This is a genomic window from Streptomyces sp. NPDC034037 (assembly GCF_055575715.1).
This window is the reverse complement of record NZ_JBVISC010000002.1, coordinates 252,600-275,804: the sequence shown is the minus strand read 5'-3', so window position 1 is coordinate 275,804 and position 23,205 is coordinate 252,600. Positions and strand designations below refer to the sequence as shown.

Annotated in this window: 26 protein-coding genes and 1 pseudogene; 10 read left to right on the top strand and 17 right to left on the bottom strand. The window is 73.5% G+C overall.

Annotation, left to right across the window (positions count from 1 at the left end; genetic code table 11):
* Window positions 1–5 precede the first annotated feature (5 nt).
* Together ACZ516_RS07010 and hemC are read right to left on the bottom strand one after the other, a co-directional pair.
* Window positions 6–1,430 carry a PP2C family protein-serine/threonine phosphatase gene (locus tag ACZ516_RS07010; protein ID WP_469008934.1) on the bottom strand — a complete coding sequence of 475 codons (1,425 nt, stop codon included), beginning with the start codon at window positions 1,428–1,430 and terminating at the stop codon, window positions 6–8.
* Window positions 1,431–1,710: 280 nt separating this feature from the next.
* Window positions 1,711–2,646, bottom strand: coding sequence for a hydroxymethylbilane synthase (gene hemC / locus ACZ516_RS07005; protein WP_469008932.1), 936 nt, complete (start codon window positions 2,644–2,646; stop codon window positions 1,711–1,713).
* A gap of 237 nt (window positions 2,647–2,883) precedes the next feature.
* Here hemC and ACZ516_RS07000 point away from each other — a divergent pair, with 237 nt between their 5' ends.
* Window positions 2,884–3,354, top strand: coding sequence for a GNAT family N-acetyltransferase (locus ACZ516_RS07000; RefSeq protein ID WP_361080224.1), 471 nt, complete (start codon window positions 2,884–2,886; stop codon window positions 3,352–3,354).
* Between the two features lie 25 nt (window positions 3,355–3,379).
* Here ACZ516_RS07000 and ACZ516_RS06995 read toward each other — a convergent pair whose 3' ends face one another.
* Complete coding sequence (locus ACZ516_RS06995) at window positions 3,380–3,673, bottom strand: DUF1330 domain-containing protein (RefSeq protein ID WP_361080222.1); 294 nt, start codon at window positions 3,671–3,673, stop codon at window positions 3,380–3,382.
* A 167-nt stretch (window positions 3,674–3,840) separates the two neighbouring features.
* On the opposite strand from ACZ516_RS06995, the gene ACZ516_RS06990 reads away from it, so the two are divergent.
* The gene (locus tag ACZ516_RS06990; RefSeq protein ID WP_469008929.1) at window positions 3,841–4,215 is read left to right on the top strand and encodes a winged helix-turn-helix transcriptional regulator; all 375 of its coding nucleotides are present in this window, start codon (window positions 3,841–3,843) and stop codon (window positions 4,213–4,215) included.
* Between the two features lie 68 nt (window positions 4,216–4,283).
* On the opposite strand, the gene ACZ516_RS06985 is transcribed toward ACZ516_RS06990, so the two are convergent.
* Together ACZ516_RS06985 and ACZ516_RS06980 are read right to left on the bottom strand one after the other, a co-directional pair.
* Complete coding sequence (locus ACZ516_RS06985; protein WP_469008928.1) at window positions 4,284–4,910, bottom strand: sigma-70 family RNA polymerase sigma factor; 627 nt, start codon at window positions 4,908–4,910, stop codon at window positions 4,284–4,286.
* 134 nt (window positions 4,911–5,044) lie between these two features.
* On the bottom strand, window positions 5,045–5,719 hold the full coding sequence (locus ACZ516_RS06980) for a hypothetical protein (RefSeq protein WP_469008926.1): 675 nt from the start codon (window positions 5,717–5,719) through the stop codon (window positions 5,045–5,047).
* 241 nt (window positions 5,720–5,960) lie between these two features.
* On the opposite strand from ACZ516_RS06980, the gene ACZ516_RS06975 reads away from it, so the two are divergent.
* On the top strand, window positions 5,961–6,815 hold the full coding sequence (locus tag ACZ516_RS06975) for an alpha/beta fold hydrolase (protein WP_469008925.1): 855 nt from the start codon (window positions 5,961–5,963) through the stop codon (window positions 6,813–6,815).
* A gap of 17 nt (window positions 6,816–6,832) precedes the next feature.
* On the opposite strand, the gene ACZ516_RS06970 is transcribed toward ACZ516_RS06975, so the two are convergent.
* The 3 genes from ACZ516_RS06970 to ACZ516_RS06960 all read right to left on the bottom strand — a co-directional run bounded on the left by ACZ516_RS06970 (window position 6,833) and on the right by ACZ516_RS06960 (window position 10,243).
* Complete coding sequence (locus tag ACZ516_RS06970) at window positions 6,833–8,092, bottom strand: cation:proton antiporter (protein ID WP_358578511.1); 1,260 nt, start codon at window positions 8,090–8,092, stop codon at window positions 6,833–6,835.
* A 4-nt stretch (window positions 8,093–8,096) separates the two neighbouring features.
* A complete protein-coding gene (locus ACZ516_RS06965; protein ID WP_358578509.1) occupies window positions 8,097–8,582 on the bottom strand; it encodes a cation:proton antiporter regulatory subunit in 486 nt (161 codons plus the stop codon).
* Between the two features lie 122 nt (window positions 8,583–8,704).
* Window positions 8,705–10,243: an ATP-dependent DNA ligase gene (locus tag ACZ516_RS06960; RefSeq protein ID WP_469008923.1), complete on the bottom strand. Its 1,539-nt coding sequence runs from the start codon at window positions 10,241–10,243 to the stop codon at window positions 8,705–8,707.
* Window positions 10,244–10,500: 257 nt separating this feature from the next.
* Here ACZ516_RS06960 and ACZ516_RS06955 point away from each other — a divergent pair, with 257 nt between their 5' ends.
* Window positions 10,501–10,929, top strand: coding sequence for an SsgA family sporulation/cell division regulator (locus tag ACZ516_RS06955; RefSeq protein ID WP_358578503.1), 429 nt, complete (start codon window positions 10,501–10,503; stop codon window positions 10,927–10,929).
* 257 nt (window positions 10,930–11,186) lie between these two features.
* Here ACZ516_RS06955 and ACZ516_RS06950 read toward each other — a convergent pair whose 3' ends face one another.
* The 3 genes and pseudogenes from ACZ516_RS06950 to ACZ516_RS06940 all read right to left on the bottom strand — a co-directional run bounded on the left by ACZ516_RS06950 (window position 11,187) and on the right by ACZ516_RS06940 (window position 13,856).
* Window positions 11,187–12,404: a D-alanyl-D-alanine carboxypeptidase family protein gene (locus ACZ516_RS06950; RefSeq protein ID WP_361083173.1), complete on the bottom strand. Its 1,218-nt coding sequence runs from the start codon at window positions 12,402–12,404 to the stop codon at window positions 11,187–11,189.
* Between the two features lie 143 nt (window positions 12,405–12,547).
* The gene (locus ACZ516_RS06945) at window positions 12,548–13,036 is read right to left on the bottom strand and encodes a glutathione peroxidase (protein ID WP_358578499.1); all 489 of its coding nucleotides are present in this window, start codon (window positions 13,034–13,036) and stop codon (window positions 12,548–12,550) included.
* Between the two features lie 11 nt (window positions 13,037–13,047).
* Window positions 13,048–13,856, bottom strand: a pseudogene (locus ACZ516_RS06940) (ABC transporter permease).
* A 101-nt stretch (window positions 13,857–13,957) separates the two neighbouring features.
* Between ACZ516_RS06940 and ACZ516_RS06935 the strand changes: the two are divergent.
* The 3 genes from ACZ516_RS06935 (at window position 13,958) to ACZ516_RS06925 (ending at window position 16,529) form a co-directional block, all read left to right on the top strand.
* On the top strand, window positions 13,958–15,043 hold the full coding sequence (locus ACZ516_RS06935; protein ID WP_469008921.1) for an S-(hydroxymethyl)mycothiol dehydrogenase: 1,086 nt from the start codon (window positions 13,958–13,960) through the stop codon (window positions 15,041–15,043).
* The gene (locus ACZ516_RS06930) at window positions 15,043–15,699 is read left to right on the top strand and encodes an MBL fold metallo-hydrolase (RefSeq protein WP_469008919.1); all 657 of its coding nucleotides are present in this window, start codon (window positions 15,043–15,045) and stop codon (window positions 15,697–15,699) included. Before ACZ516_RS06935 ends, ACZ516_RS06930 begins: the two co-directional genes overlap by 1 nt.
* 116 nt (window positions 15,700–15,815) lie before the next feature.
* Window positions 15,816–16,529 (top strand): DUF2470 domain-containing protein, encoded by a 714-nt coding sequence (locus ACZ516_RS06925; RefSeq protein WP_358578489.1) that lies wholly within the window; start codon window positions 15,816–15,818, stop codon window positions 16,527–16,529.
* On the opposite strand, the gene ACZ516_RS06920 is transcribed toward ACZ516_RS06925, so the two are convergent.
* Window positions 16,494–16,781, bottom strand: a complete 288-nt coding sequence (locus ACZ516_RS06920; RefSeq protein WP_358578487.1) for a DUF1232 domain-containing protein — start codon at window positions 16,779–16,781, stop codon at window positions 16,494–16,496. The genes ACZ516_RS06925 and ACZ516_RS06920 overlap by 36 nt on opposite strands.
* Window positions 16,782–16,846: 65 nt before the next feature.
* Between ACZ516_RS06920 and ACZ516_RS06915 the strand changes: the two genes are divergently transcribed.
* Window positions 16,847–17,440, top strand: coding sequence for an isochorismatase family protein (locus tag ACZ516_RS06915; RefSeq protein ID WP_358912657.1), 594 nt, complete (start codon window positions 16,847–16,849; stop codon window positions 17,438–17,440).
* Window positions 17,441–17,482: 42 nt separating this feature from the next.
* On the opposite strand, the gene ACZ516_RS06910 is transcribed toward ACZ516_RS06915, so the two are convergent.
* Window positions 17,483–18,754 (bottom strand): lactonase family protein, encoded by a 1,272-nt coding sequence (locus ACZ516_RS06910; RefSeq protein ID WP_469008918.1) that lies wholly within the window; start codon window positions 18,752–18,754, stop codon window positions 17,483–17,485.
* Window positions 18,755–18,855: 101 nt separating this feature from the next.
* On the bottom strand, window positions 18,856–19,044 hold the full coding sequence (gene rpmF / locus ACZ516_RS06905) for a 50S ribosomal protein L32 (protein ID WP_361083165.1): 189 nt from the start codon (window positions 19,042–19,044) through the stop codon (window positions 18,856–18,858).
* A gap of 225 nt (window positions 19,045–19,269) precedes the next feature.
* Between rpmF and ACZ516_RS06900 the strand changes: the two genes are divergently transcribed.
* Window positions 19,270–19,500 carry a hypothetical protein gene (locus ACZ516_RS06900; protein ID WP_358578478.1) on the top strand — a complete coding sequence of 77 codons (231 nt, stop codon included), beginning with the start codon at window positions 19,270–19,272 and terminating at the stop codon, window positions 19,498–19,500.
* Between the two features lie 54 nt (window positions 19,501–19,554).
* Here the strand turns inward: ACZ516_RS06900 and ACZ516_RS06895 are convergent, their stop codons facing one another.
* Genes ACZ516_RS06895 through ACZ516_RS06885 form a run of 3 tightly spaced genes read right to left on the bottom strand, consistent with a single transcriptional unit; the run spans window position 19,555 to window position 22,446 of the window.
* Window positions 19,555–20,586, bottom strand: a complete 1,032-nt coding sequence (locus ACZ516_RS06895) for a glutathione S-transferase family protein (RefSeq protein WP_361083163.1) — start codon at window positions 20,584–20,586, stop codon at window positions 19,555–19,557.
* Complete coding sequence (locus tag ACZ516_RS06890) at window positions 20,583–20,945, bottom strand: hypothetical protein (protein WP_469008916.1); 363 nt, start codon at window positions 20,943–20,945, stop codon at window positions 20,583–20,585. The genes ACZ516_RS06895 and ACZ516_RS06890 overlap by 4 nt, the downstream gene beginning before the upstream one ends.
* Window positions 20,946–20,964: 19 nt before the next feature.
* Window positions 20,965–22,446, bottom strand: a complete 1,482-nt coding sequence (locus tag ACZ516_RS06885; RefSeq protein WP_469008915.1) for a cytochrome P450 — start codon at window positions 22,444–22,446, stop codon at window positions 20,965–20,967.
* 117 nt (window positions 22,447–22,563) lie between these two features.
* On the opposite strand from ACZ516_RS06885, the gene ACZ516_RS06880 reads away from it, so the two are divergent.
* The gene (locus tag ACZ516_RS06880; protein ID WP_469008913.1) at window positions 22,564–23,172 is read left to right on the top strand and encodes a TetR/AcrR family transcriptional regulator; all 609 of its coding nucleotides are present in this window, start codon (window positions 22,564–22,566) and stop codon (window positions 23,170–23,172) included.
* Window positions 23,173–23,205 lie beyond the last annotated feature (33 nt).

The window sequence follows — 23,205 nt, the reverse complement described above, 5'->3', positions numbered from 1 at the left end:
CGCCGTCAGCGGCACCGCGCGACCAACAGGCAGGCGTCGTCCTCCCGCAGGGCTGTGCCGAACTCCTCGACGACGATGTCCGCGCACTCCTGCGCCGTACGCCGTTCCGTGAGGCGGGGGGCGAGGGAGAGCAGGAGGTCGGTCGCCGCGTCCCTGTCCTGCCGTGGCACCAGGCCGTCGGTGTGCAGCAACAGCAGGTCCGAGGGCCGCAGATGCACTTCGGCCTGCCCGTAGGGGGCACCGGAGGCGGCGCCGAGGAGTGGGCCCTTGGGCGGTGGCAGCGCGTGTCCCGTCCCGTCGCGGAAGAGCAGGAGGGCGGGGTGCCCGGCCCGCGCCCAGGTGAGCAGCCGCGTGCCCGGGTCGTAGCGGCAGCAGATCGCGCTGCCGAGGGCGTGCGGGACGGTGGTGTCGATCAGATCGTTGAGCCAGCCCATGAGTTTGCCGGGCAGGGCGCCCGCGACCGCCATGCCGCGCAGCGCGCCGAGCAGCATCGCCGTGCGGGAGGTGCCGGAGGTCCCGGTGGCGCCGTTTCCGGTGAGGTCGCCGACGCTCAACAGGGCGTTGCCGTCGGGCAGTTCCATCGCGTCGTGCCAGTCACCGCCGAGGGGGGCGCCGATCGATGAGGGGAGATGACGGGCGGCGAGGTCGAGCCGCGCGGGGGCGCCACGCGGGAAACGCGGCGCCTCGTGCCACGGCGGTGCCGCTGCGCGCGGTTCCGCCGCGGGCCGGTGCCGGGCGCCCGCGTCCTCACGGCGCCGTCGCAGCGAGTCCTGGGTCTCACGCAGTACGCGCTGACTGCGCCGCAGTTCGCTGACGTCCCGCAGGACGGCCCACATGGAGGCGGTGGACCCGTCGGCGCCGAGCACGGGCTCGCCCATCATGTGGACCTGGCGCACCCCGCCGCCGGGGCGCGTGACGCGGAACTCGCCGTCGATGGGCTTCCCGTCGACCAGGCAGTCGGTGACCATCGCGGTCAGCAGCGGCTGGTCGTCGAGGTGCACGAGGGAGGGGAGTTCGTCGAGGGAGAGCGGGGGAGCGGCCGGGTCGCGGCCGAGGATGTCGTACAGCTCGCAGGACCAGCTGGCCTCGTCGGTGAGGAGGTTCCACTCGGCGCTGCCCACCCGGCTCAGGAGCGAGCCCCGGCGCGCGTCGTCAGTGGTGGGCTCGGCCGCCCCGCCGGGGCCGGCGGCAGCCTGCGGCGGGCCGTCCCGCAGCTGGGCGAGATGGTCGTCGAGGTCGTCGAGCTGATGCACCGCAAGGTCGCACAGGGCCCGCTGCCAGCGTCCCGCCGCGTCCGCCCGGTCGGCCGCCGCCTCGCGCCGCACGGCGTCGACCTCGCCGCGGAGCCGGCGCGTCTGCGAGATCAGTGCGTCGACCGTGCCGCGCTCGGGCGGCTGGGCGGCGTGGTCCGCGAAGACATGGGACGGCATGGGTGCTCCGGTGAAGGTGCGGGGCGACCGACTTGACGGGGGGCAGCCATGACGAGTGGCGGCCGTGACGGATGGTGGGCCAAGACGGGTGAGAGACCGGGACGGGTGACGGACTGTGACGGGTGAGAGACCGTGACGGTGGTGGACCGTGACGGACGGTGGACCGCTAACGACTTTCGCACAGCGGGAGGGGGCCTGTAAGGGATTTGGCGACACCCGGCACAGTGTTGCGTCTGGCATATGCCTATGTCCTGCGGAGGGGCCCCGACTCCCCGGCGGGTCAGTGCGCGATGCCGTCGATCAGCTCGCGGGCGCCCTGGCGCAGCAGGGCCACGGCCACGGACGTGCCGAGCGTCGCCGGGTCCAGCGGGCCCGCCCACTCGTGCGCGTTGAGCACCGTCTTGCCGTCGGGCGTGAAGACGCAGGCGCGCAGCGACAGGTCGCCGTTGCGCTGCGAGCGGGCGTACCCGGCGATCGGCGAGTTGCAGTGGCCCTGCAGGACGTGCAGGAACATGCGCTCGGCGGTCGCCTCGCGCCACGCGTCCCTGTCGCCGAGGCCGCTCACCGCGTCGATGGTCGTGGTGTCGTCCTCACGGCACTGGAGGGCGAGGATTCCGGCGCCGATCGGCGGGCACATCGTCTCGACCGACAGGATCTCGCTGGCCAGCTCGGGGCGGCCGATGCGTTCGAGGCCGGACTGGGCGAGCAGCAGCGCGTCGGCGTCGCCCGCGGCGAGCTTTTCCAGGCGGCGGCCCGCGTTGCCGCGCATCGGCACGCACTCCAGCTGCGGGTGCGAGGCGGCGAGCTGCGCGCGGCGGCGCACCGACGACGTGCCGACGCGGGTCCCCGCCGGCAGCTCGTCGAGGGTGAGGCCGCCGGGGTGGATCAGCGCGTCCCGGATGTCGTCCCGCTTGAGGAACGCGGCGAACGTCGTCCCCGCGGGCAGCGGCCGGTCCGCCGGCACGTCCTTGACGCAGTGCACCGCGAGGTCCGCCTCGCCGGCGAGCAGCGCGGCGTCCACCTCCTTGGTGAACGCCCCCTTCCCGCCGAGGCGCGCCAGATCACCCATCCAGCGGTCACCGGAGGTGGTGACGGGCACGACCTCGGTACGGATGCCGGGGTGCAGCGCGGCGAGTTCGGTGCGCACGCGCTCCACCTGGGCCAGGGCCATGGGGGAGGAGCGGGAGACGATGCGGATCAGCTCAGGAACGGACATGCGGTACACGATAGAGGGTGCGTCACGGCGGGCCGGACCGGCGTTCAACTGATCAAAGGACGTACGGCTCGGGCGAGTTGCCCCGCTCCGGTCCTAGCGCGGCCCCCGCCTCGACCACGGCCCGCCCGGGCCCCGCCCCGCCGCCGTGCCCGGCTCCGCATGCGGGACCCGGGGCCGCCTCATAGCGTGAGAGGGACGAAGCGCCGCCGAGCGCGGTACCCGCCCCCGGGAGGCCTCATGTCCACCTCCGCCGCGCCGAAGCGCCCGGCGATCGGCCTCGCGCCGATGACGGCCACCCATCTGGCCGACGTCCTCGCGCTGGGCCGCCAGGTCTACGACACCTCCGTGAAGCCCTACACGTCCTGGTCGCTGTCGGCGATCGCCGGCCACTTGGACAGCGAGGCGTCGGCCTGCTGGGTGGCGCTCGACGGGGACCGGCTCGCCGGGTTCGTGCTCGGCTCGATGGGCTTCGACCAGCGCGCCGACTGGGGCAACCTGGAGTGGATCGCGAGCGCCCCCGAGTACCAGGGGCAGGGCATCGCGAGCCGCCTGGTGAAGGCCTGCTGCGCCACGCTCACCGAAGCGGGCGCGAGCGCCGTGGTGACCGACGTGGAGGCCCGCAACACCGCGTCGGCCGCGCTGATGCGCAGCAACGGCTTTCAGGCGAGCGTGACGGTGACGCTGTTCGTACGCGAAACGCGCGACTGACCTGCCGGCCGAGCCGGAGTCGGGGTCAGGCAATGCCTTCGACGATGCGGAAGTCGCGCTCGACGCAGTCGGAGATGAGCACCAGCGCCTTCTGGTACGCCTCGCTGTCGTAGGCCGCGACGGCCTGATCGAAGCTGTCGAACTCGACCAGGACGACGCGGTGCTTGTTCCCCGCCTCGTGGGCGACGGCCCGACCACCACGGGACAGGGTGCGCCCGCCCCCGGCCCGGACGGCCGGCCCGGCCAGCTTGTCGTAGGCGGTCAGCCTCTCGGGGTCGGAAATGACGCGGTAGACACTGACCCAGTAGCCCTTGGCCATGGAAACCTCCAGTGTTCGGCCGGACAGGTCCGGCGGTGCGTTGACGTGCCGTCGTACGGCGGTTCCGGCAGGGCTGATCGCGACATCGGCGCTCCCATGCCCGGTGCTTCGCTTTTCGAATCACTATGCTGCTTCGAGAAGCGAAGCGCAAGGGAGGAGAGGGGAACATGGCAGGCAGAACACCGCGGCCCGGCGTACCGGTGCGGGGGTCCGCGTCGGGACGCCCGGTCATGGCCGCACTCGACCTGCTGGGACGGCGCTGGACGCTGCTCATCCTGTGGGAGCTGAGTCAGGCCCCGGGCGGTTTCCGTGAGTTGCAGCGCCGGTGCGAGCGCATGTCGTCCAGTGTGCTGAGCACCCGGCTCGGCGAGCTGACCGATGTCCGCCTGCTCACTCTGCGCGCGGACGGGTATCACCTCACCCAGCTCGGTGAGGACCTTGTCGACTCCCTGCAACCGCTGTTCGCGTGGAGCCGGCGGTGGGCGGAGGAAGCGGACCCGGACCCGGATCCGGCACAAGGGTCCGCGCACTGCGACGAGTAGCTGCGGCTCGCCCCCGCCCCCGACACTGGCGTCCGCACCGGACGGGGCCGGTGGCGGGGGCGTACCGGTCAGGCCGCGCCGTCGGCCGCGAGGAGTAGCGCGCTCACCCGCTCCCGGGCGCGCGCCACCCGCGAGCGGACCGTCCCTACGGGACAGCCGGTGGCGGCCGCCGCCTCCGCGTACGGCAGCCCGGCGAGCTGGGTCAGCACGAACGCCTCGCGGCGCGGCGCGTCGAGCGACGCCAAGAGGTCGAGCAGGGCCACGCCCTCGTCGAAGCCGGGCAGGCCGCGCGGCTGCGCCCGCTCGGCGGCCAGCTGCCAGTCGTCGGTGTCGATGACGCGCGGGCGGGCCGCGGCCGTGCGGAAGCGGTCCGCGACGGTCCGGCGCGCGATCGCGAGCAGCCAGGCACGGGCACAGGAGCGGGCGGCGTAGCCGCGCAGCCCGGTCAGGGCCCGCAAGTACGTTTCCTGGGTCAGGTCGTCGGCGCCGTGCAGGTCACCGCTGAGGTGGGCGACGAACCGCCAGACGTCGCGTCGGGTGGCCCGCACGAACCGCTCGAACGCCTCGGCGTCACCGTCACGGGCGGCCAGCGCCCACTCGGTGATCAGGTCGTCACGGGTCGGATCCGCGCCGCGCGCGGGGCGTGGCCGGGCGGAGGAGGCCGGAAGGGCAGGGCCCAGCAGGGCAGGAGTCATCGCAAGAGGTCCTTCGGGGAAGGGAGTCCGGGGACGGCGCGAACGCCGAAGAGCCGCCCGGCGCCGAGGGGCGCGGGCGGTGTCAGGAACCGACTTCGGGAACCGGCGTCAGGAGCCGGTGCCGGGAACGGGTCTCAGGAACTGACCGGAAGGACCGGCGGACCTCTGCGTGCGAGGGCGTACTGGAGCAGAACCCCGCGCAGCCGCGGTACGGGCACGAGCGCGCCGACGCGCGGCGGGGCCGGAGGCGGCGCCGCGACGAGAACCCTGAGGACGAGCCGCAGCGGCACGAAGACGGCCGCGGCGAGCGCGCGTCCGGCGCGGTGGGCGGCGGCCTCCCCGCGCCACAGCCACAGGGCGCAGACCAGCGCGGCGACGAGGTGGGCGAGGAACATGCCGAGGCCGCTGTGCCCGAACACGGACGTCAGCCAGTCGGGCATGCCCGCCTCGGACCCGGCGGCCGTGGCGGTGCCGGCTTGGGGGCCGGGGGACGGCGGCGGCATCGGATGGTTCATGTGGTTCATGCCGTCACCGGCGTGCGCCGGCCGTGGGCCCATCCGCTGCGCCACGGCGAACAGCTCGTGCAGGAGCAGCTGCGCGCCGACCGTGGCGCCCGTGACCGCCAGCGGCCCCCGCTCGCGCCCGGTCAGCCACCACGCGGCGGCCGCCGTGGCCCCGAACGCGTAACCGATGGCCCACCACGGCAGCGCGGCCCCCGACATGAGGGCGTGCCCGAGGGCCGTCGTCACCACGCACACGGCCGCGAACACGGCGGCTCGGGCGAGGCGGAAGGCGGGCCCTGGGGTCATGGAGAGCATCGTGCCAGGCGCCGGGGCCCCGGTGGGCGGCGAGTCCCGCACTCGTCCCGACCGCACCGCGCCACCTCCCGCACGCAACCCCTGGCCGGTGTGAGGAACGCGGAACGCAAAGCGCTTGACGCGCCGGGGGCCCACGGAAAACGATCTCTCCCAGCGGTCGGCATTGCCGAACCGCGTTCGCGTGCCGCCGAACGCCCTGCCCCGGCGGCCTTCCTGACCGACGGGAACTGTCATGCACCTTCGCACCCTGCGCCGCTCCGCACGGTCCGCCCTGGCCGCCGCGGCCACCCTCGCCCTGGCCGTCGTGGGCCTCGCCGTCCCGGCGGCCGCCTCCGCCCCCGCCGCGGCGTCCGCCTCGCTCCTCGACATACCGCCGCGCGGCGCGAACGACTGGTCGTGCACCCCGGACGCGGCGCACCCGCAGCCGGTCGTGCTGGTCAACGGCACCTTCAAGCTGATGCGGGAGAACTGGGCCACCCTCTCGCCGAAGCTGAAGAGAGCGGGCTACTGCGTCTTCGCGTTCAACTACGGGAACATGGCGACCGACCCGGTCGCGAGCTCCGCCGGGGAACTCAAGGACTTCGTCGAGGCCGTGCGGGGCGCCACGGGCGCGGCGAAGGTCGACATCGTCGGCCACAGCCAGGGCGGCATGATGCCCCGCTACTACGTGAAGTTCCTCGGCGGCGCCGACAAGGTGGACGACCTCATCGGCATCGTGCCGTCCAACCACGGCACGACCAACCCGCTGGCCAGGCCCCTCGGCCACACCGTCTGCCCGGCCTGCACCGACCAGATGGTCGGCTCGGACCTGCTGACGAGGCTCAACACCGGCACACAGACCCCGGCGGGCCCCGACTACACCGTCCTCACCACCCGCTACGACGAGATCGTCGTCCCGTACACCAACGCCCTGCTGAGCGGCCCGAAGGAGTACGTCACCAACGTCGTCCTCCAGGACCGCTGCCCGCTGGACCCGTTCCTGCACGACCAGGCGACGAAGGACCCGGTCGTCGCCCAGTGGGTCCTCGCCGCGCTGAGCCGCAAGGGCCCGGCGGACCCGGAATTCCGCCCCAGCTGCATCGGCTGACCGAGCGGTCCCAGGGCCTAGGCGCGATCGCCCGCGTCCTGTCCGTCCCGGGACTCGGCCGCTTCCCGGGGCCCGGGAACCTGTACGTTCCCGCCCCCGGTGGCGGCCGCCCGCCGCCGGGCGAGGGCGCCGCCCACGAAGCCGGCGACGGGCTGCGTGTAACGGGCGGTGAGCGGGCCGATGACCACGAGGATCAGGACGTACGCCGTCGCCAGCGGCCCCAGCGACGGCTCGATGCCGGCGCCGACCGCGAGGCCCGCGATGACGATGGAGAACTCGCCCCGCGCCACCAGCGCGCCGCCGGCCCGCCACCTGCCCTTGACGGAGACGCCCGCGCGCCGGGCCGCCCAGTAGCCGGTGGCGATCTTCGTCAGGGCGGTGACGACGGCGAGCGCCAGCGCGGGCAGCAGCACGGGCGGAATGCTCGCCGGATCGGTGTGCAGCCCGAAGAAGACGAAGAAGACGGCCGCGAAGAGATCCCGCAGGGGCGCGAGCAGCGAGTGCGCGCCCTCGGCGACCTCACCGGACAGCGCGATGCCGACCAGGAAGGCGCCGACGGCGGCGGACACCTGGAGCTGCTGGGCGATGCCGGCGACGAGGATGGTCAGGCCGAGCACCACCAGGAGGAGCTTCTCCGGGTCGTCGCTGGAGACGAAGCGGGAGATGAGCCGTCCGTAGCGCACGGCGAGGAAGAGGACGAGGCCCGCCGCGCCGAGCGCGACGGCGAGCGTGAGGCTGCCCGCGGCCCAGCCGACACCCGCCAGCAGGGCGGTGATGATGGGCAGGTAGACGGCCATCGCCAGGTCTTCGAGGACGAGGATGCTGAGGATGACCGGCGTCTCGCGGTTGCCGAGCCGCCCGAGGTCGCCGAGGACCTTGGCGATGACACCGGACGACGAGATCCAGGTGACACCGGCGAGGACGACGGCGGCGACCGGACCCCAGCCCATCAGCAGCGCGGCGACGGCGCCCGGCAGGGCGTTCAGCGTGCAGTCGACCAGGCCCGCCGGGTACTGCGTCTTGAGGTTGCTGACGAGGTCGCTGGCCGTGTACTCGAGGCCGAGCATGAGCAGCAGAAGAATGACGCCGATCTCGGCGCCGATGGCGACGAACTCCTCGCTCGCGCCGAGCGGCAGCAGCCCGCCCTCGCCGAACGCGAGCCCCGCCAGCAGATAGAGCGGGATCGGCGAGAACCGGAAGCGGCCCGCGAACCGGCCGAGCAGCCCGAGAGCCAGGATGATCGCGCCGAACTCGATGAGGAAGACAGCGGAGTGCACGCGATCACTCCTGCCCGAGTATCGCCGCGGCCGTCTCCACGCCTTCGCGCGTGCCGATCACGATCAGGGTGTCCCCGCCCGCCAGGCGGAAGTCGGGGGCGGGCGAGGGGAACGCGTCGGCCCGCCGCAGCACCGCCACGATCGAGACGCCCGTCTCGGTCCGCATCCGGGTCTCGCCGAGGAGCCGTCCGTTCCAGTGCGAGGTGGCGGACAGCAGCACCCGCTCGGCCACCAGACCCAGGTCCGTGGTGTGCAGCAAGGTGGGGCTGTGGTGCGACGGCATCAAGGCATCGATCAGCGATTCCGCCTCGCCCGAGCTGAGCCGCAGCGACAGGGCGCACGCGTCCGGGTCGTCGGACCGGTACGCGCTCAGTGTCCGCGCCCCGTCCCGGTGGGCGATGACCGACAGCCGCCGCTGTTCCCGGGTCGTGAGGTCGTAACGGATGCCGATGCCTGGAAGTGGCGTGCGGCTCAGACGTGATGCGGGCACAGCTTTCCCCTTGTGCGATAGGTGATCATCCCGTGGTGTCACCCTATCGGGGCCAAGTGTTGGCAAAATTATGCAATCGGCCCGAGGTGGGAACTAGACAATCGGCCCGAGGCCGGACCGGATCACGCCGTACGGCGGGCCAGCACGGTCTCCACGGTGTCCGCCTGCTCGGGGGGCTTGTCCTCGCGGTAGCGCAGGACGCGGGCGAAGCGGAGGGTCACGCCGGCCGGGTAGCGCGTGGAGCGCTGCAGACCGTCGTAGGCGATTTCCACGACGAGTTCGGGGCGGACCTCCACCACGTGGCCGTCGTCGCTGACCGCCAGCTCCTGGAGGCGCTCCGTCTGCCAGGCGAGCATCGCGTCCGTCATGCCCTTGAACGTCTTGCCCAGCATCGCGTACGTCCCGTCGGGCCGCCGCGCCCCCAGGTGGAGGTTGGAGAGCTTGCCGGTGCGGCGCCCATGGCCCCACTCCGCGGCCAGCACCACGAGGTCCAGCGTGTGCACCGGCTTGACCTTCAGCCAGGACGCCCCCCGCCGGCCCGCGTTGTACGGGGCGTCGAGCGACTTCAGGACGACTCCCTCGTGGCCGCGCGCCAGCGTCTCCTCGAAGAACTGCTCGGCCGCACCGCGCAGGCGCTCGTCACCGGGCTCGTCCACCACCGCGCGGCGCACCCGCATCGGCTCGGGGACCAGCGCGGCCAACTCCGCGTGCCGCTCGGCGAACGGCAGAGCGAGCAGGTCTCGCCCGGCCACGGACAGGGCGTCGAAGAAGACGGGGGACAGGGGCAGCCCGGCCGCCGCCGTCTCGACGTCGACGCGTGAGCCCACGCGCCCCGCGATGTCCTGGAACGGCCGCGGCCGCCCCTGCGCGTCCAGGGCGATGACCTCGCCGTCCAGGATGAACTGCTCACCCTTCAGCTCGCGTGCGGCGGCCGTCAGTTCCGGCAGCCGGCCGGTGATGTCGTCCAGGGTGCGGGTGTAGACGCGGACGTCGTCGCCACTGCGGTGGACCTGGACCCGGATGCCGTCCAGTTTCTCCTCGACCGCGCACGCGCCGAGCTTGTCGATGCCCTCGGCGACCGACGTGGCGCCGTGCGCGAGCATCGGCAGGATGGGCCGGCCCACGGTCAGCCGGAACTCCTCCAGCGCCTCGGGGCCGCGCGCCAGCAGCGCCTGCGCGACCGGGCTCACGGAGCCGGCGAGCATCACCGAGCGCCGCACGGCGTCCGCGGGCGTCTGCGTGGCCACCGCCAGGCCCTCGACGGCGACCGCGTCCAGCGCGCCCTGCCGGACCTCGCCGGTGAGCAGGCCGACGAGGAACCGCTGCTCGTCGGCGGTCGCGGCCCCCATCAGCTCACCGATCAGACGGCGCCGCTCGCCCTGCGACCCGGTACCGGACACCGCGCCGATCGCGGTGAGCGCCGCGTCCACGCCGCGCACCGTCAGGCTCGGTTCGGCGGCGGGCGGCCCGGCGTCCTTGAGCGTGCTCCAGCCGATGCCGAGCCGGCCCTGGGGCAGCCGCCCCGCCAGATAGGGGATGACGATCGGCACGTCCTGGGGCTCGGCGGCCGCGAACAGCTCCGCGAGCAGGGCGATCTTCCGGGACCGCGCGGAGGTGGCGGCCACTTCCTTGGACACGTGGGCGAGCCGGGCGAGCAGCATGGGCCCATCCTGCAACGCGCCGGGGCCCGGCGCACGGCCGCACCGGCCGGGGCCCGGCACGTGTGTACCGGCCCGTGAGGGGCACACGGACGGTCACACGGTCCTCGGACGCACCACTCATGCGAGGTGGGTGACACAGGTCACACCGGTCTCTTGCCGGAATCGCCGTAATGAAACCCCTCCGTACGGGGTCGTAAGGGCACAGGGGTCCGCGAAGGGATCCCGCGCAGTGGAAGAACCAGAAGTGGAGCTCGATCATGGCCGTCACCCTTCAGCAGCCCACCCGCGCCCGCCTCGTCGCCCCGGACGGACATGAGTACGGCCTCCCCGTGGTCCTGCGCTACTCGGCCGAGGACCCGCTGGCGGTCCAGATCACCTTCCCCTCCGAGGCCTCCCTCGACGGCATGGAGGTCACCTGGATCTTCGCCCGCCGGCTCCTGGAGGACGGCCTCAGCGCCCCCGCGGGCGGCGGTGACGTGCGCATATGGCCGTGCGGGCGGGCGCGGACGGTGCTGGAGTTCCACTCCCACCAGGGGATGGCCCTGGTCCAGTTCGACAGGATCGCGCTCCGCCGCTTCCTGGCCCGCTCGTACTCCGTGGTCCCCGACGGCGAAGAGGAGGGCGGCCTTGATCTCGACGAGGGGCTCTCCCGACTCCTCGGCGGCGTCCAGGGCAGCGGGCACTAGGGCGTGTTTCGAAAGTCCCGTCTGCCTGGCGACGCCTGGCACGCACGCTCGCCGCGTTGTCGGGATCGCCCCGATACCACCAGTATCGGGGCGACCCTCCGCCTTGCGAGCGCACGCACCAGACGCCGCCAGGCCCGCCCTGCGGGCGGACGACGCTACTTTCGAAACACGCCCTAGCGAAAACCTCCGCCCCCGCCTCCTCGCCCCGCACGGCCACCCTCGGCGGAGCACTCACCGCACGGTCTGCCCGCGTCCGCTCAGTCGGGGACCCTCCGTCCGGCGTTCCTGCGCCGGGACAGCGAGACGGCCCGCCGCCGCAGGGCCAGCACCACGCCCGCAAGGACGGTCACCGCGCCCGCGGCGACCAGCAGCACCGCGGGCCAGTCGGAGTCGTCCGGCTCCAGGGCCCGGACCGTCGCCGTGCCGGCGGCGTGCGCCGGGTTCGGCGCGGCGTGCGTGTCCTGCTGCGGCGGCAGCAGCGAGCCCACCGGCTGCACCTTCCCCGCCGCCGCGAAACCCCAGTCCAGCAGGGATCTCGCCTCCTCGTACACCGCCTGCGCACCGCCCGTCTGCGGATTCATCACCGTCACGACGAGGGTGTGCCCGTCGCGCTGGGCGGCGCTGATGAGGGTGGCGCCCGCATGGCTGGTGTAGCCGTTCTTCACACCGAGCAGCCCCGGGTAGGGCGCGACGCCGTCGGCACCCGTCAGCAGCCGGTTGGTGTTCTGGATCCGGTACGACCAGCCGCCCGCCGGGAACCGGGCGACCGCGGTCGAGCAGTAGCGGGCGAACTGCGGATCGGCGAGCCCCGCCTTGCCGAACACCGCGAGGTCGTACGCGGACGACACCTGCCCCTCGGCGTCGTAGCCGTCCGGCGAGACCACCTGCGTGTCCCGGGCGCCCAGCTCGCGGGCCTTGGCCCGCATCTGCTGCACGGTGGTGCGCAGACCGCCGTTGAGCCTTGCGAGGACGTGCACGGCGTCGTTGCCGGAGCTGAGGAAGACGCCGCGCCACAGGTCGGCGACGCGATAGGCGCGGCCCGGCGCCACCCCCACCAGGCTGCTGCCGTCGCCGACCTCGTCCAGCTCGTGCTCGGCGACGACGTGGCGCTGCTCCGCCTCGAGGTGGGGCAGTGCCGTCAGGGCGAAGAGCGACTTGAGGGTGGAGGCGGGCGGCAGTGGCCGGTGCGCGTTCTTGGCGGCGAGCACCTCGCCCGTACGGGCGTCCGCCACCAGCCACGCGAGGGCGGTGACGTCGGCGGGCAGCCCGGGCGCGGCGGGCCCGGGCCGGACCTGCACGCCCGGCCGGTCCAGCAGCGTGGAGGAGTACGCGGGCAGCGGCCGCGGCGGCGCGGGCTCGGCCGGGACGTCGGTCGCGGCGGCGGGGGAGGCAGGGAAGGACAGGAGGACCAGAGCCCCGAGCGCGAGGGCCGCGGTGCGTACGGAGGAGGAGCACGGAAGGTACCTGATGGCCATTCAGCCACCGTAGGAGCGCGGCACCGACTCCGCAGATCGGCTTGGCCCGGCTGGAGGTATCGCGCTCTCGCGAGTGAGCGGGGGAGCCCGGCCCGGCCGGTGCGACGGCGCACGTCCGGTACCGGGCGGGCCAGGGGCGCGGATCAGCCCTGGAGGTGCTTCTCGATGGCCGCGACGACCTCGGGCGCGTCCGGCTCGGTCTGCGGGGAGAAGCGGGCGACGACCTCCCCGGCGCCGTTCACCAGGAACTTCTCGAAGTTCCAGCGGATGTCCCCGGTGTGCCCCTCGGCGTCCGCCGTATCGACCAGGCGGGCGTACAGCGGGTGCCGGCCCTCTCCGTTGACGTCGACCTTCTCCGTCAGCGGGAAGGTCACGCCGTACGTCGCCGAGCAGAACTGCGCGATCTCCTCGGAGGTGCCGGGCTCCTGGCCAAGGAACTGGTTGCAGGGCACGCCGAGCACGCTGAAGCCGCGCGCCGCGTACTGCTCGTGCAGCCGCTCCAGGCCCGCGTACTGCGGGGTCAGACCGCACTTGGAGGCGACGTTGACGACGAGGACGGTCTTGCCCTCGAACTGGCGCAGGTCGGCGGAGCCGCCCCGCAGGGCGCCGATTTCTTCTTCGTAGACAGACATAGTGGTCGAGCCTACGCCTGGCTCCCGGCCGCAGGGGAGGCGCCCGGCTCCTCGCGGTGCAGCCGTCCCCGGGCGACCAGTTCGACGGTGAGGCCACGGCCACGGCCTGGACCGCCATCAGGGCCACCAGGACGAAGAGCTGCACGGCGCCCGCGAGCACCGGGGACGCGCCGCCCAGCAGCATGCCGACGAAGGCGCCGGGCAGCGTGACGAGCCCGACGGTGCGGGTCTGGTCCAGGCCGGGCAGCAGGGCGTCGGAGGCCGCCGGGCGGACCACCTCCAGACGGGCGTCGCGGTCGGCCAGGCCGAGGGCCAGGCCGGCCTCGAACTCCCCGTGGCGGGTGCGCAGTTCGTCCAGGCAGCGGCGGCCCGCGAGGACGGTCGCCGTCAGCGCGCCGCCGATGAGGATGCCCGCCACGGGGATCATGGCGATGCCCCGGGGCGGGAGCAGCCCGCCGAGGACCAGGCCGCTCACCACCGGGAGCACGGGACCCGCGATCGGCAGCGCCGTCCGCCACCAGGTGCCGTTCGCGGTGACGCGCCGGCCGGCGGTGCGGGTGGCGACGGCGAACATCAGCAGCAGGAACGCGAGGAGCGCCGCCGTGTGGTGCGCCACCCAGCCGATGACCAGCGAGACGACGGCCAGTTGCGCCGTGGCACGCGCCCCGGCGACCAGGATCTCCCGCGCCCTGCCCCGCGAGGCGTCGGGGGCGAGCCGGAAGACGGCCGCCGTCGCGGCGGCGGCGAGCAGCAGCACCAGCAGGGCCACGGCGAGCGCCGGGCCGACCGGCAGAAGGGCCTGGGCAGCGAGAACACGCACCCGCTCACCCTAGGGCGCGTTCCGGTGCCGCCCGGGACACGAGGCGTACGACCTGTAACGATGGGCGGGAAAGACGCGGAGTTGAGAGAAGGGCTGAAGTCATGGCGCAGCAGGTGCGGGGCGTGGTCGCCCGCGCAAAGGGCGAGCCGGTACGGATCGAGACGATCACCGTCCCCGACCCGGGGCCCGGAGAGGCCGTGGTGCAGATCCAGGCGTGCGGGGTCTGCCACACCGACCTGCACTACCGGGAGGGCGGCATCAACGACGACTTCCCGTTCCTGCTCGGGCACGAGGCGGCGGGCCTGGTCGAGTCGGTCGGCGAGGGCGTCACCGAGGTCGCCCCCGGCGACTTCGTGATCCTCAACTGGCGTGCGGTGTGCGGCCAGTGCCGCGCCTGTCTGCGCGGCCGCCCCCAGTACTGCTTCGACACGCACAACGCGAAGCAGAAGATGACCCTGGCCGACGGCACCGAGCTGTCGCCCGCCCTCGGCATCGGCGCCTTCGCGGAGAAGACCCTCGTCGCCGCCGGGCAGTGCACCAAGGTCGACCCGGAGGCATCGCCCGCCGCTGCCGGTCTCCTCGGCTGCGGGGTGATGGCGGGCATCGGCGCCGCCATCAACACCGGCAACGTCGGCCGCGGCGACTCGGTCGCCGTCATCGGCTGCGGCGGCGTCGGCAACGCCGCCGTCGTGGGCGCCCGCCTCGCCGGCGCCGCGAAGATCATCGCCGTGGACATCGACGACAAGAAGCTCCGGACGGCACAGGGCCTCGGCGCCACCCACACCGTCAACTCCCGCACCGCCGACCCCGTCGAGGCCGTGCGCGAGCTGACCGGCGGCAACGGCGCCGACGTCGTCATCGAGGCGGTCGGTCGCCCCGAGACGTACGAGCAGGCCTTCTACGCCCGCGACCTGGCGGGCACCGTCGTCCTGGTCGGCGTGCCGACGCCCGACATGAGGATCGAGCTGCCGCTCCTCGACGTCTTCGGGCGCGGCGGCGCGCTGAAGTCGAGCTGGTACGGGGACTGCCTGCCCTCGCGGGACTTCCCGATGCTCGTCGACCTCTACCGGCAGGGCCGCCTGGACCTGGACGCGTTCGTCACGGAGACCATCGCCCTGGAGGACGTGGAGAAGGCCTTCGAGCGGATGCACCACGGCGACGTCCTGCGTTCGGTGGTGATGTTCTGATGGCGGCCCCGTCCCCGGCGAACGCCTCCGGCGCGCGCGTCGACCACCTCCTCACGTCCGGGACCTTCTCCCTGGACGGCGGCACCTGGGAGGTCGACAACAACGTATGGATCGTCGGTGACGACCGCGAGTGCGTCGTCATCGACGCCGCGCACGACGCGGACGCCATCGCGGCGGCGGTGGGGGAGCGGCGCCTCGTCGCGATCGTGTGCACCCACGCGCACGACGACCACGTCGACGCCGCCCCGGCGCTGGCCGCCCGCACCGGCGCGCCGATCCTGCTGCACCCGGCCGACACGGAGCTGTGGAAGCGGACCCACCCCGACCGCGCCCCGGACGGCGAGCTGGCCGACGGGCAGGAACTGACCGTCGCGGGCACGGCGTTGCGGGTGCTGCACACGCCCGGGCACTGCCACGGCGCGGTCAGCCTGTACGCCCCGGCGCTCGGCACCGTCTTCACCGGTGACACGCTCTTCGCCGGGGGACCGGGCGCGACGGGCCGTTCCTTCAGCGACTTCCCCACGATCGTGGCATCCATCAGGGAGCGGCTGCTGACGCTGCCGCCGGAGACGGTGGTGCGCACCGGGCACGGCGACAGCACGACGATCGGCGCCGAGGCGCCGCATCTGCGGGAGTGGATCGCCCGCGGGCACTGACCGGATCGTCGCCGTGTCCCGGCCCCGCGTGGTTCGCCGCGCGGGGCCGTTTGCGTACTGGCCCCGCCCCCCGATCTCCGATAAGTTAGGCAAGGCTTACCTAATGGAGGTTGAGGATGGCTGTCCGTCACAGCAGCACGACCGTGCCCACAGCGGCGGCACGCGCCCGTTCGGTGCTCGCCACCGCATGGTCCTGCGCGGTCACCACGGAGATCGGCAAGGACGAACTCGTCGGCGCGCACAGCGTCACCGAGGACGGCAGGCTGCGGCTGTGCCCGCCCGAGGACAGCGCGCTCGCCGCCGCCCTGATCTGCGCGCCGCGCGGCGCGCCGACCACGCTGGTCGAGTTCGCCGACGTCGCGCCGGTGCCGGTCAGGGACCGCGTCCGCGCGCGTCTGTGGCTGTCGGGGTCACTGGCGTACGACGGCGACCACCTCGTCCTCGAACCGACGCGCGCGGTCCTGCAGGACGCGAACGGCGAACGCCACGGCATCGAGCCGGACGAACTGGCCCTGACCGTCCCCGATCCGCTCGCCGAGGCGGAGTCCCGGCTGCTCACCCACCTCGCCGACGCCCACCCGGACGCCGTCGAGCAGCTCACCCGCCTCATCAGCCCGGACAGCCTCCAAGGCGTGGTGCGGGTGCGCCCGCTCGCCCTCGACCGGCACGGCATCTGCCTGCGCCTCGAACGCGTCCGCGGCCAGGCGGACGTACGCCTGGCGTTCCCTCAGACGGTCGAGGACGTCTCCCAGGTGACGGACTGCATGCACGCCCTGCTCACCAGGGCCCGCCTCTCAGCCTCCCGGCGCGGGCGGCCCGTCGGCGGTTGACCGCATCGAGCGCAGCGCGAGGAGCAGCACCCCGACGTCGTCCAGGTATATCGGGTCGGGGAGCAGGTCGGTGGGCAGCACGAGATAGGCGACCGCGCCCCAGAACACCCACTGCCGCTCGACCGGAAGTCCGGCTCTGCGCAGGGCGCGGCGCGTGCGGACGAGGCGGACGAGCAGAACGACCGCGACGGCCAGCGTCGCGGCGAGCAGTACGGCCGCGCAGACGAGGAGAACGGTCAGGTCCGTGCTCATGCGTGGGTACGTTACCGACGCCACCGCCCCGCGTCGCGGTGTCACGCGCAGGGCATCATGGCGGGATGCAGAAACAGCCGCCCCCGCACCACCCCGAGTCCCACGCCCCCGTCCAGGCCCTGTTGGTGGTCGACATGCAGTGCGCCTTCGTCCACGGCGACGGCGCCGTGCCCCACGCGGACCGCCTGCTCGACCGGGTCCGCGACCTCATGGCGAGGGCACGCGAGAGCGGCGCGTTCGTCGTCCAGCTCCAGAACGACGGCGAGCCCGGCAGCCCCGACGAGCCGGGCACGCCGGGCTGGGCGGTCGCGCTGCCCGTCGACACCGACCGCGGCGAGGTCGTGCTGCGCAAGACCGTCGACGACGGCTTCGAGGGGACCCGCCTGGAGGAATTGCTCAAGGAGGCCGGCGTCACGGAGCTGGCCATCTGCGGGGTCATGTCCGAGATGTGTGTCAGCGCCACCGCGCGCACCGCCCTGGACCTGGACTTCCGAGTCGTCCTGCCGCACGACGCCCACGCGACCTACGACATCCCGGCCGCGGAGGGCATCAGCGACCTGGTCCCCGCCGCGATGGTCTCGCGCGTCGCCGAATGGGCCCTCGGCGACGAGGTGGAGATCGCCGTCCGGGCGAGCGACGTCGGCTTCACCAAGCCGTAGCGGCCGGCCGCGGCGACGACTGCCGCCCAGGGGCCCGCCCCGTCAGGCCGTCCGTCCCGCCTCGCCGCCGGGCAGCGCGCACACCGCGACCGGCGCCACGAACGGCTTGCCCGCCAGACGCAGTTCACCACTGCGCCGGTCGACCCGGAACACACTCACCGAGTCCGACTTCTGGTTCGCGGTGAACAGCAGCCGCTCCGACGGGGACAGGGCGAGATGCCGCGGGAAGTCCCCGCGCACGGGCACCGTACCCAGGAGCCGCAGCCGGGCGCCGCCGCCCTCGACCGCGTACCGCGCGACGCTGTTGTGGCCGCGGTTGGCGAGGAAGGCGAAGCGCCCCTCGCGCGTCACCACGATCTGCGCCGGGTAATTGGTCGTGGCACCGGAGCCCGTCGACTGCGGCTCGCCCGGGGTGAGGCGGCCGGTGGCGGGGTCGTACGCGCAGACGACGACGGTGTCGTCCAGCTCGTCGGCGAGATACGCGAAGCGCCCCGAGGGGTGGAAGGCGAGGTGGCGCGGGCCCGCGCCGGGCCGCAGCGTCGCGTACGACAGCCGGCGGAGGGTGCCCGCCTCGGTGTCGAGCCGGTAGGTGTGGACGGAGTCGGTGCCGAGGTCGACGGCGAGGACGTGGCGGCCGTCGGGCGCCGTGACGATCTGGTGGGCGTGTGGCCCGTCCTGGCCCGGGCCGGGCGGCGGGGTGGAGTGCGTGACCACGTCGGTCCGCTCGCCCAGCGCCCCGGACCGGTCGACGGGGTGGACGCTCACGCTGCCGGAGAGATAGTTGGCGCTGAGCAGCCAGCGGCCGCTCGGATGCACCGAGAGGTGGCAGGGCGCCCCGCCGCCGGTGTCCCGCCTCCCGAGGACCTTGTGACCGCCGTCGGGGGAGAGCGCGACGGCGGTCACCCCGCCCTTCTCCCGCTCGTCCACGGCGTAGAGGGTGCGGCCCGAGGGGTGCAGGGCGAGATAGGAGGGGTCGGGCACGCCGGTGATCGTGCCGGTGCCGGTGACGCGGCCCGTCGTCTCGTCGTACGTCGCGAGCCCGATGCCCTTGCCGCCGCCTTCCTGGGAGGTGTACGTGCCCAGGAACAACCGTCCCTCGCGGAGCGGGCGGTGTGCGGCGGACGAGTCGGGGGCCTTGCGCGTGCCGTCCGGACGTGTGCGGTCCGCGCTCTCGCGCTCGGGCGGGTGGGGGGAGGCGCAAGCGGCGGTGGCCGACAGGGCTCCCGCCGTGGCCGCTTTGGCCAGTGCCCCGAGGAACCGCCGCCGCCCCGGCCGGCCCCCGGAAGGCCCGGCCGGTCCTGCTCCGCTGTCCATGCCTGCACCTCGCGCGTCGGTGGTGACGGTTGTGGCAGCCACAGTGCCCTCTCCATGATCGGACCCACAAGAGGCGCACCGGGCGGGTGGCGGGGCTCAGGTCATCGGTGGTCACCGCGGTGCGCGGGCAGGCGCAGCAGGCCGTGCTGATACGCCTTGAGCAGGCGCTGCGGGACCAGGTGCCGGGTGCCGTCGACGGTGACGGGCACCAGTCGGGGAGCGGTGGCCTTCCACTGCGCGCGGCGGTGGCGGGTGTTGCTGCGGGACATCTTCCGCTTGGGTACGGCCATCGGGTCCTCCTGGGGTGGTGGGGGCGGGGCGACGGCCCGACGCTATATGAAAATGGTTCCCATGAGCAATTGGCGGGTCGTGACCTTGTCACCGACCACAAGGCTCACCCTGTACTTCAGCTTGAGGGTGTGCCGGTGTGCGGGCCCGCGGTCGGGCGGCCCGGGGTAGCCCGAGCGGCCGACTGGCGAGGCGGTCCCTCGCTCCGCCGTGGAAGAGTTCCAGGCATGAGCGAGTATCCGTACACGGCGAACCCCCGCATCACGGTCCTCGGCGTGCAGCCCGGCAGCCCGCCGTTTCGCATCGTGGAGATCGACGGCGAGGTGGTCGGCACGGCGAAGACCGTGACGGACGTCCTGGACGCCGCCGCCATGGCGGGCATCGCCGTGCACGACCTCGACGATCCGGACGCCGTGCGCTGGGTGGGCGGCGACAAGTTCACCTGGCGACCGCGCTGACCTCTCCCGAGCGGAAAGCCGGTAAAGGGGTACGGGCGGGAGCGTCCGCGCCGGTCAGGGCCGCCCGGTGGCCGGCACCTCCTCGCCGGCGGGCACGGGACCCGGCGGTGTGCCGTCACCGAACGGCCGCCCGCCGAGCTGCTCGCGGTGATGCGGTGTCAGCCAGCCGCCGAGGTCGGGCCCCAGCGGCACGATGCCGGTGGGATTGATGCCCGTGTGCACCTGGTAGTAGTGCCGCTTGATGTGGTCGAAGTCGATGGTGTCCCCGAACCCCGGCGTCTGGAACAGGTCCCGGGCGTACGCCCACAGCACCGGGTCCTCGGCCAGCTTGCGGCGGTTGCACTTGAAGTGGCCGTGGTACACCGCGTCGAACCGCACCAGGGTGCTGAACAGCCGGATGTCCGCTTCCGTGATCGTCTCCCCGACGAGATAGCGGCGGCGCGCCAGCCGCTGCGAGGTCAGCTCCAGGCGGCGGAACACATCGCGGCACGCCGCGTCGTACGCGCTCTGGTCGGAGGCGAAACCAGCGCGGTACACGCCGTTGTTGACGTCGTGGTAGATGTCGTCCATCACCGCGTCGATCTCGTCCCGCAGCGGACGCGGATACAGGTCCGGCGCCCCTTCGCGGTGCAGCGCCGTCCATTGCGAGGCGAAGTCCAGGGTGATCCGCTGGTAGTCGTTCGTGACCAGCTTGCCGCTCGGCACGTCCACGAGCGCGGGCACGCTGACACCGCCGGGGTGCCCGCGCTCGCGAGCCTCGTAGGCCTCGCCCAGGAAGCGGATGCCGAGGATCGGGTCGCGGCCGTCGGCGTCCAGCGTGAACCGCCAGCTCCGGTCGTCCTGGATCGGGTCGGTGATCCCCAGGGACAGGGCGCCCTCCAGGCCGAGCAACCGGCGGGCGATGAGCGCGCGGCCCGCCCAGGGGCAGGCGCGGCTCACCACCAGGCGGTAGCGCCCGGCTTCGACGGGCCAGCCGTCTCGCCCGTCGGCGGTGACGCGGTCCGCGAAGTGGCTCTTGGAGCGCTTGAACTCCTTGTGGCCGTAACTGGCGTTGCCCTCCGCCGGGCCGCCGGGCGCCGCGCTCATGACTGGCTCCGCTCGCGCGCACACGAACGGGCCACCGGGGGAGGGCCGGCCTCCTCCTCGGTGCGCGGCGAGGGAGCGAGATCGTAGATCCGTTCGATCAGTACCGCCTCGTTGCCCGCGAGGCCGGCGCGGCGCAGCGCGTCGTCGGCCTCGGCGATCGGCCCCGCGAGCAGGGTGGCCGCGGCGGCCGGAGGGACCTCGGAGGTGTCCGACAGTGCGGCGCGGGCGGTGTGCAGCAGACGCAAGCAGGCCTGGGCGGCGAGCAGTTCCTCGGACGTCGTGCCGGTCATGTCGAGCGACTCCTCTGCGCTGGGTGGCATGGGCGGCATCGCGGCGATGCCGTCTCCACTCTCGCGCACGGGTCTGACAATGGCGCTCCTACACGGCCGGTGAGCGGCGGGTGAGCCGCAAAGTGAGCCCGTCCGGCATGAGGGTCAGCCGCTCGGCGACGCGCAGCCGGTAGCCGGGGTCGGCGTGCAGGTCGTAGCGGCGCAGCAGCAGCCCGAGCACCAAGGTGGCCTCATGGAGGGCGAACTGACGTCCTATGCAGGCCCGCGCCCCGGTGCCGAACGGCTTGAAGACGTGCGGCGGCCTCGCCCGCACCGCCGCGGGCGTGAACCGGTCGGGATCGAACTCCTCGGGGCGCTCGCCCCACGCGGCCGGATCGCGGTGCAGCATCGTCGCGAGGACGAGCGCCCACGCGCCCCGCCGCATGGGGTGCGCGCCCCCGAGCACGGTGTCCGCGCGGGCCTCGCGGGCGAACCCGGGAGCGGTGGGCCACAGCCGCAGCGACTCCTCCAGCACCCGGCGCACGTACCGCAACTTGGCCACCTGCTCGTACGCGGGCTCCTCCCGCGCCCCCCACACCTGATCGACCTCGGCCCGCGCGCGGGCGAGCACTTCGGGGGAGCGCGACAAGTAGTGCAGCGCGAAGGACAGTGCCCCGGAGGTCGTCTCGTGGCCGGCGACCAGGAAGGTGATGACCTGACGGCGGATGTTCTCCGAGGACAGCCGCTCCCCGGTCTCGGGGTGCGCCACCTCCAGCATCCGGTCGAGCAGGTCGCCGTGGCCACCCGCCCCGGACGCGGTACGGCGGGCGGCGACCACCGCGTCGACGGTGCGGTTGAGATACGCCATGTCCGCGTCGTTGCGCCGGCCGGCACCGCGCAGCAGCAGCGGCGTGAGCAGGGGCGGGACGACGTTGCGGCGCTGGGCGAAGGAGAGCGTGCCGACCATGGCCGTCACGAAGGGGTGCGGGGCCGAGCGTTCGAAGGAGCCGAAGTCGTGCCCGAAACCGGTGCGGGCGATCGTCTCCAGTGTCAGCTTCGTCATGTCGCCCGGCACGTCCACCGCCCGGCCGGCCGCCTCCCGCTCGTCCCAGCGGGCGGTCAGTTGCCGCGCCACGTCGAGCATCAGGGGGTGGTAGCCGGCCATGGCCTCGCGGCTGAACCCCGGTGCGAGGATGTCGTGCGCCAGCTGCCAGTTGGGCTCGTGGTTGTACGCCGTGAAGAGCCCGTCGCCCGCCAGCGGCCGGAGATTGGCCACCCCGAGCCCCACGTGCTTGGCGAAGCGCGACTCGTCGGCCAGGTCGGCGGCGAGGTCGGCGCCCCACACGAACACGAACTCCTTGCCGAACGCCTTGCGCCGGAAGATGGGCCCGAGCCGGTGCCCCAGCCGCATCGAGTCCTGCAGGGGCGTGCGCGCGTCGGCGCCGAGGATGTCACCGAGGAACGGCAGACGGCGCGGCGGATGGGGTATCCGGTGCAGCTCGGGCCACCCCAGCTCGGCGCTGCGGAACCCCTTGGGCGGGGGCCCGGCCGGCGCCGCCTGCCCCGCCGCGGACCGCGTCGTCTGCGCCATGTGCCCATCTTCCTTGCCCGGCGGACCCGTTGGGCCTGTTGTACGTGGATTCAATAAGGCTCCCCAGTCTGGGGCCGCCGTTGAATTCGCGTCAAGCACGTCGAGTAAAGTGCCCGCATGGCCGCGAACCCTCAGGAGCGCACGCGCCGCAGACTGAGCACCGAGGAGCGGCGTGAGCAGCTGCTCTCGGTCGGGGCGCGGCTGTTCGCACAGAAGCCCTACGACGACGTGTGGATCGAGCGGGTCGCGGAGATCGCGGGCGTCTCGCGCGGACTCCTCTACCACTACTTCCCGACCAAGAGGGACTTCTTCGCCGCCGTCGTGCGGCGCGAGAGCGAGCGCATGCTGCGTCTGACGGCGGCCGTGCCGGGACTGCCGGTGCGGGAGCAGATCAGTACGGGCCTGGACGCCTTCCTCGGCTACGTCGAGAGCCACGCGCAGGGCTTCCGCGCCTTCCACCGGGCCGAGGCCGCGGGCGACCCCCTGGTGCGCGAGGTCTACGGCGCGGGCCTCGCCGCCCAGGAGCGGCAGATCCTCGCCGCCCTCGCCGCGGACCCGGACGCGACGGACATCGTCCGGGACGAGGACGTCCTGCGCCTCGCGGTGCGGGGCTGGCTCGCGTTCATGGTGGCCGTCTGCCTGGAGTGGCTGGCCGCGCCGGAACTGTCGCGCGCACAGGTGCGGGACCTGTGCGCGAAGGCGCTGCTGGGCGCGATCACGCGCTGAGACGCGGGGCCCGGCGGCGCCCCTCCCATCGCC

What these genes read in the sequence shown, in the direction of transcription:
- ACZ516_RS06960 (WP_469008923.1), bottom strand. Translation starts at nt 10,243, where the DNA reads ATGCTGCTCGCCCGGCTCGCCCACGTGTCCAAGGAAGTGGCCGCCACC.
- ACZ516_RS07000 (WP_361080224.1), top strand. Translation starts at nt 2,884, where the DNA reads ATGTCCACCTCCGCCGCGCCGAAGCGCCCGGCGATCGGCCTCGCGCCG.
- ACZ516_RS06995 (WP_361080222.1), bottom strand. Translation starts at nt 3,673, where the DNA reads ATGGCCAAGGGCTACTGGGTCAGTGTCTACCGCGTCATTTCCGACCCC.
- ACZ516_RS06980 (WP_469008926.1), bottom strand. Translation starts at nt 5,719, where the DNA reads ATGACCCCAGGGCCCGCCTTCCGCCTCGCCCGAGCCGCCGTGTTCGCG.
- ACZ516_RS06985 (WP_469008928.1), bottom strand. Translation starts at nt 4,910, where the DNA reads ATGACTCCTGCCCTGCTGGGCCCTGCCCTTCCGGCCTCCTCCGCCCGG.
- ACZ516_RS06955 (WP_358578503.1), top strand. Translation starts at nt 10,501, where the DNA reads ATGGCCGTCACCCTTCAGCAGCCCACCCGCGCCCGCCTCGTCGCCCCG.
- ACZ516_RS06895 (WP_361083163.1), bottom strand. Translation starts at nt 20,586, where the DNA reads ATGAGCGCGGCGCCCGGCGGCCCGGCGGAGGGCAACGCCAGTTACGGC.
- ACZ516_RS06950 (WP_361083173.1), bottom strand. Translation starts at nt 12,404, where the DNA reads ATGGCCATCAGGTACCTTCCGTGCTCCTCCTCCGTACGCACCGCGGCC.
- rpmF (WP_361083165.1), bottom strand. Translation starts at nt 19,044, where the DNA reads ATGGCCGTACCCAAGCGGAAGATGTCCCGCAGCAACACCCGCCACCGC.
- ACZ516_RS06945 (WP_358578499.1), bottom strand. Translation starts at nt 13,036, where the DNA reads ATGTCTGTCTACGAAGAAGAAATCGGCGCCCTGCGGGGCGGCTCCGCC.
- ACZ516_RS06925 (WP_358578489.1), top strand. Translation starts at nt 15,816, where the DNA reads ATGGCTGTCCGTCACAGCAGCACGACCGTGCCCACAGCGGCGGCACGC.
- ACZ516_RS06920 (WP_358578487.1), bottom strand. Translation starts at nt 16,781, where the DNA reads ATGAGCACGGACCTGACCGTTCTCCTCGTCTGCGCGGCCGTACTGCTC.
- ACZ516_RS06930 (WP_469008919.1), top strand. Translation starts at nt 15,043, where the DNA reads ATGGCGGCCCCGTCCCCGGCGAACGCCTCCGGCGCGCGCGTCGACCAC.
- ACZ516_RS06975 (WP_469008925.1), top strand. Translation starts at nt 5,961, where the DNA reads ATGCACCTTCGCACCCTGCGCCGCTCCGCACGGTCCGCCCTGGCCGCC.
- ACZ516_RS06990 (WP_469008929.1), top strand. Translation starts at nt 3,841, where the DNA reads ATGGCAGGCAGAACACCGCGGCCCGGCGTACCGGTGCGGGGGTCCGCG.
- ACZ516_RS06885 (WP_469008915.1), bottom strand. Translation starts at nt 22,446, where the DNA reads ATGGCGCAGACGACGCGGTCCGCGGCGGGGCAGGCGGCGCCGGCCGGG.
- hemC (WP_469008932.1), bottom strand. Translation starts at nt 2,646, where the DNA reads ATGTCCGTTCCTGAGCTGATCCGCATCGTCTCCCGCTCCTCCCCCATG.
- ACZ516_RS06915 (WP_358912657.1), top strand. Translation starts at nt 16,847, where the DNA reads ATGCAGAAACAGCCGCCCCCGCACCACCCCGAGTCCCACGCCCCCGTC.
- ACZ516_RS06880 (WP_469008913.1), top strand. Translation starts at nt 22,564, where the DNA reads ATGGCCGCGAACCCTCAGGAGCGCACGCGCCGCAGACTGAGCACCGAG.
- ACZ516_RS07010 (WP_469008934.1), bottom strand. Translation starts at nt 1,430, where the DNA reads ATGCCGTCCCATGTCTTCGCGGACCACGCCGCCCAGCCGCCCGAGCGC.
- ACZ516_RS06900 (WP_358578478.1), top strand. Translation starts at nt 19,270, where the DNA reads ATGAGCGAGTATCCGTACACGGCGAACCCCCGCATCACGGTCCTCGGC.
- ACZ516_RS06910 (WP_469008918.1), bottom strand. Translation starts at nt 18,754, where the DNA reads ATGGACAGCGGAGCAGGACCGGCCGGGCCTTCCGGGGGCCGGCCGGGG.
- ACZ516_RS06935 (WP_469008921.1), top strand. Translation starts at nt 13,958, where the DNA reads ATGGCGCAGCAGGTGCGGGGCGTGGTCGCCCGCGCAAAGGGCGAGCCG.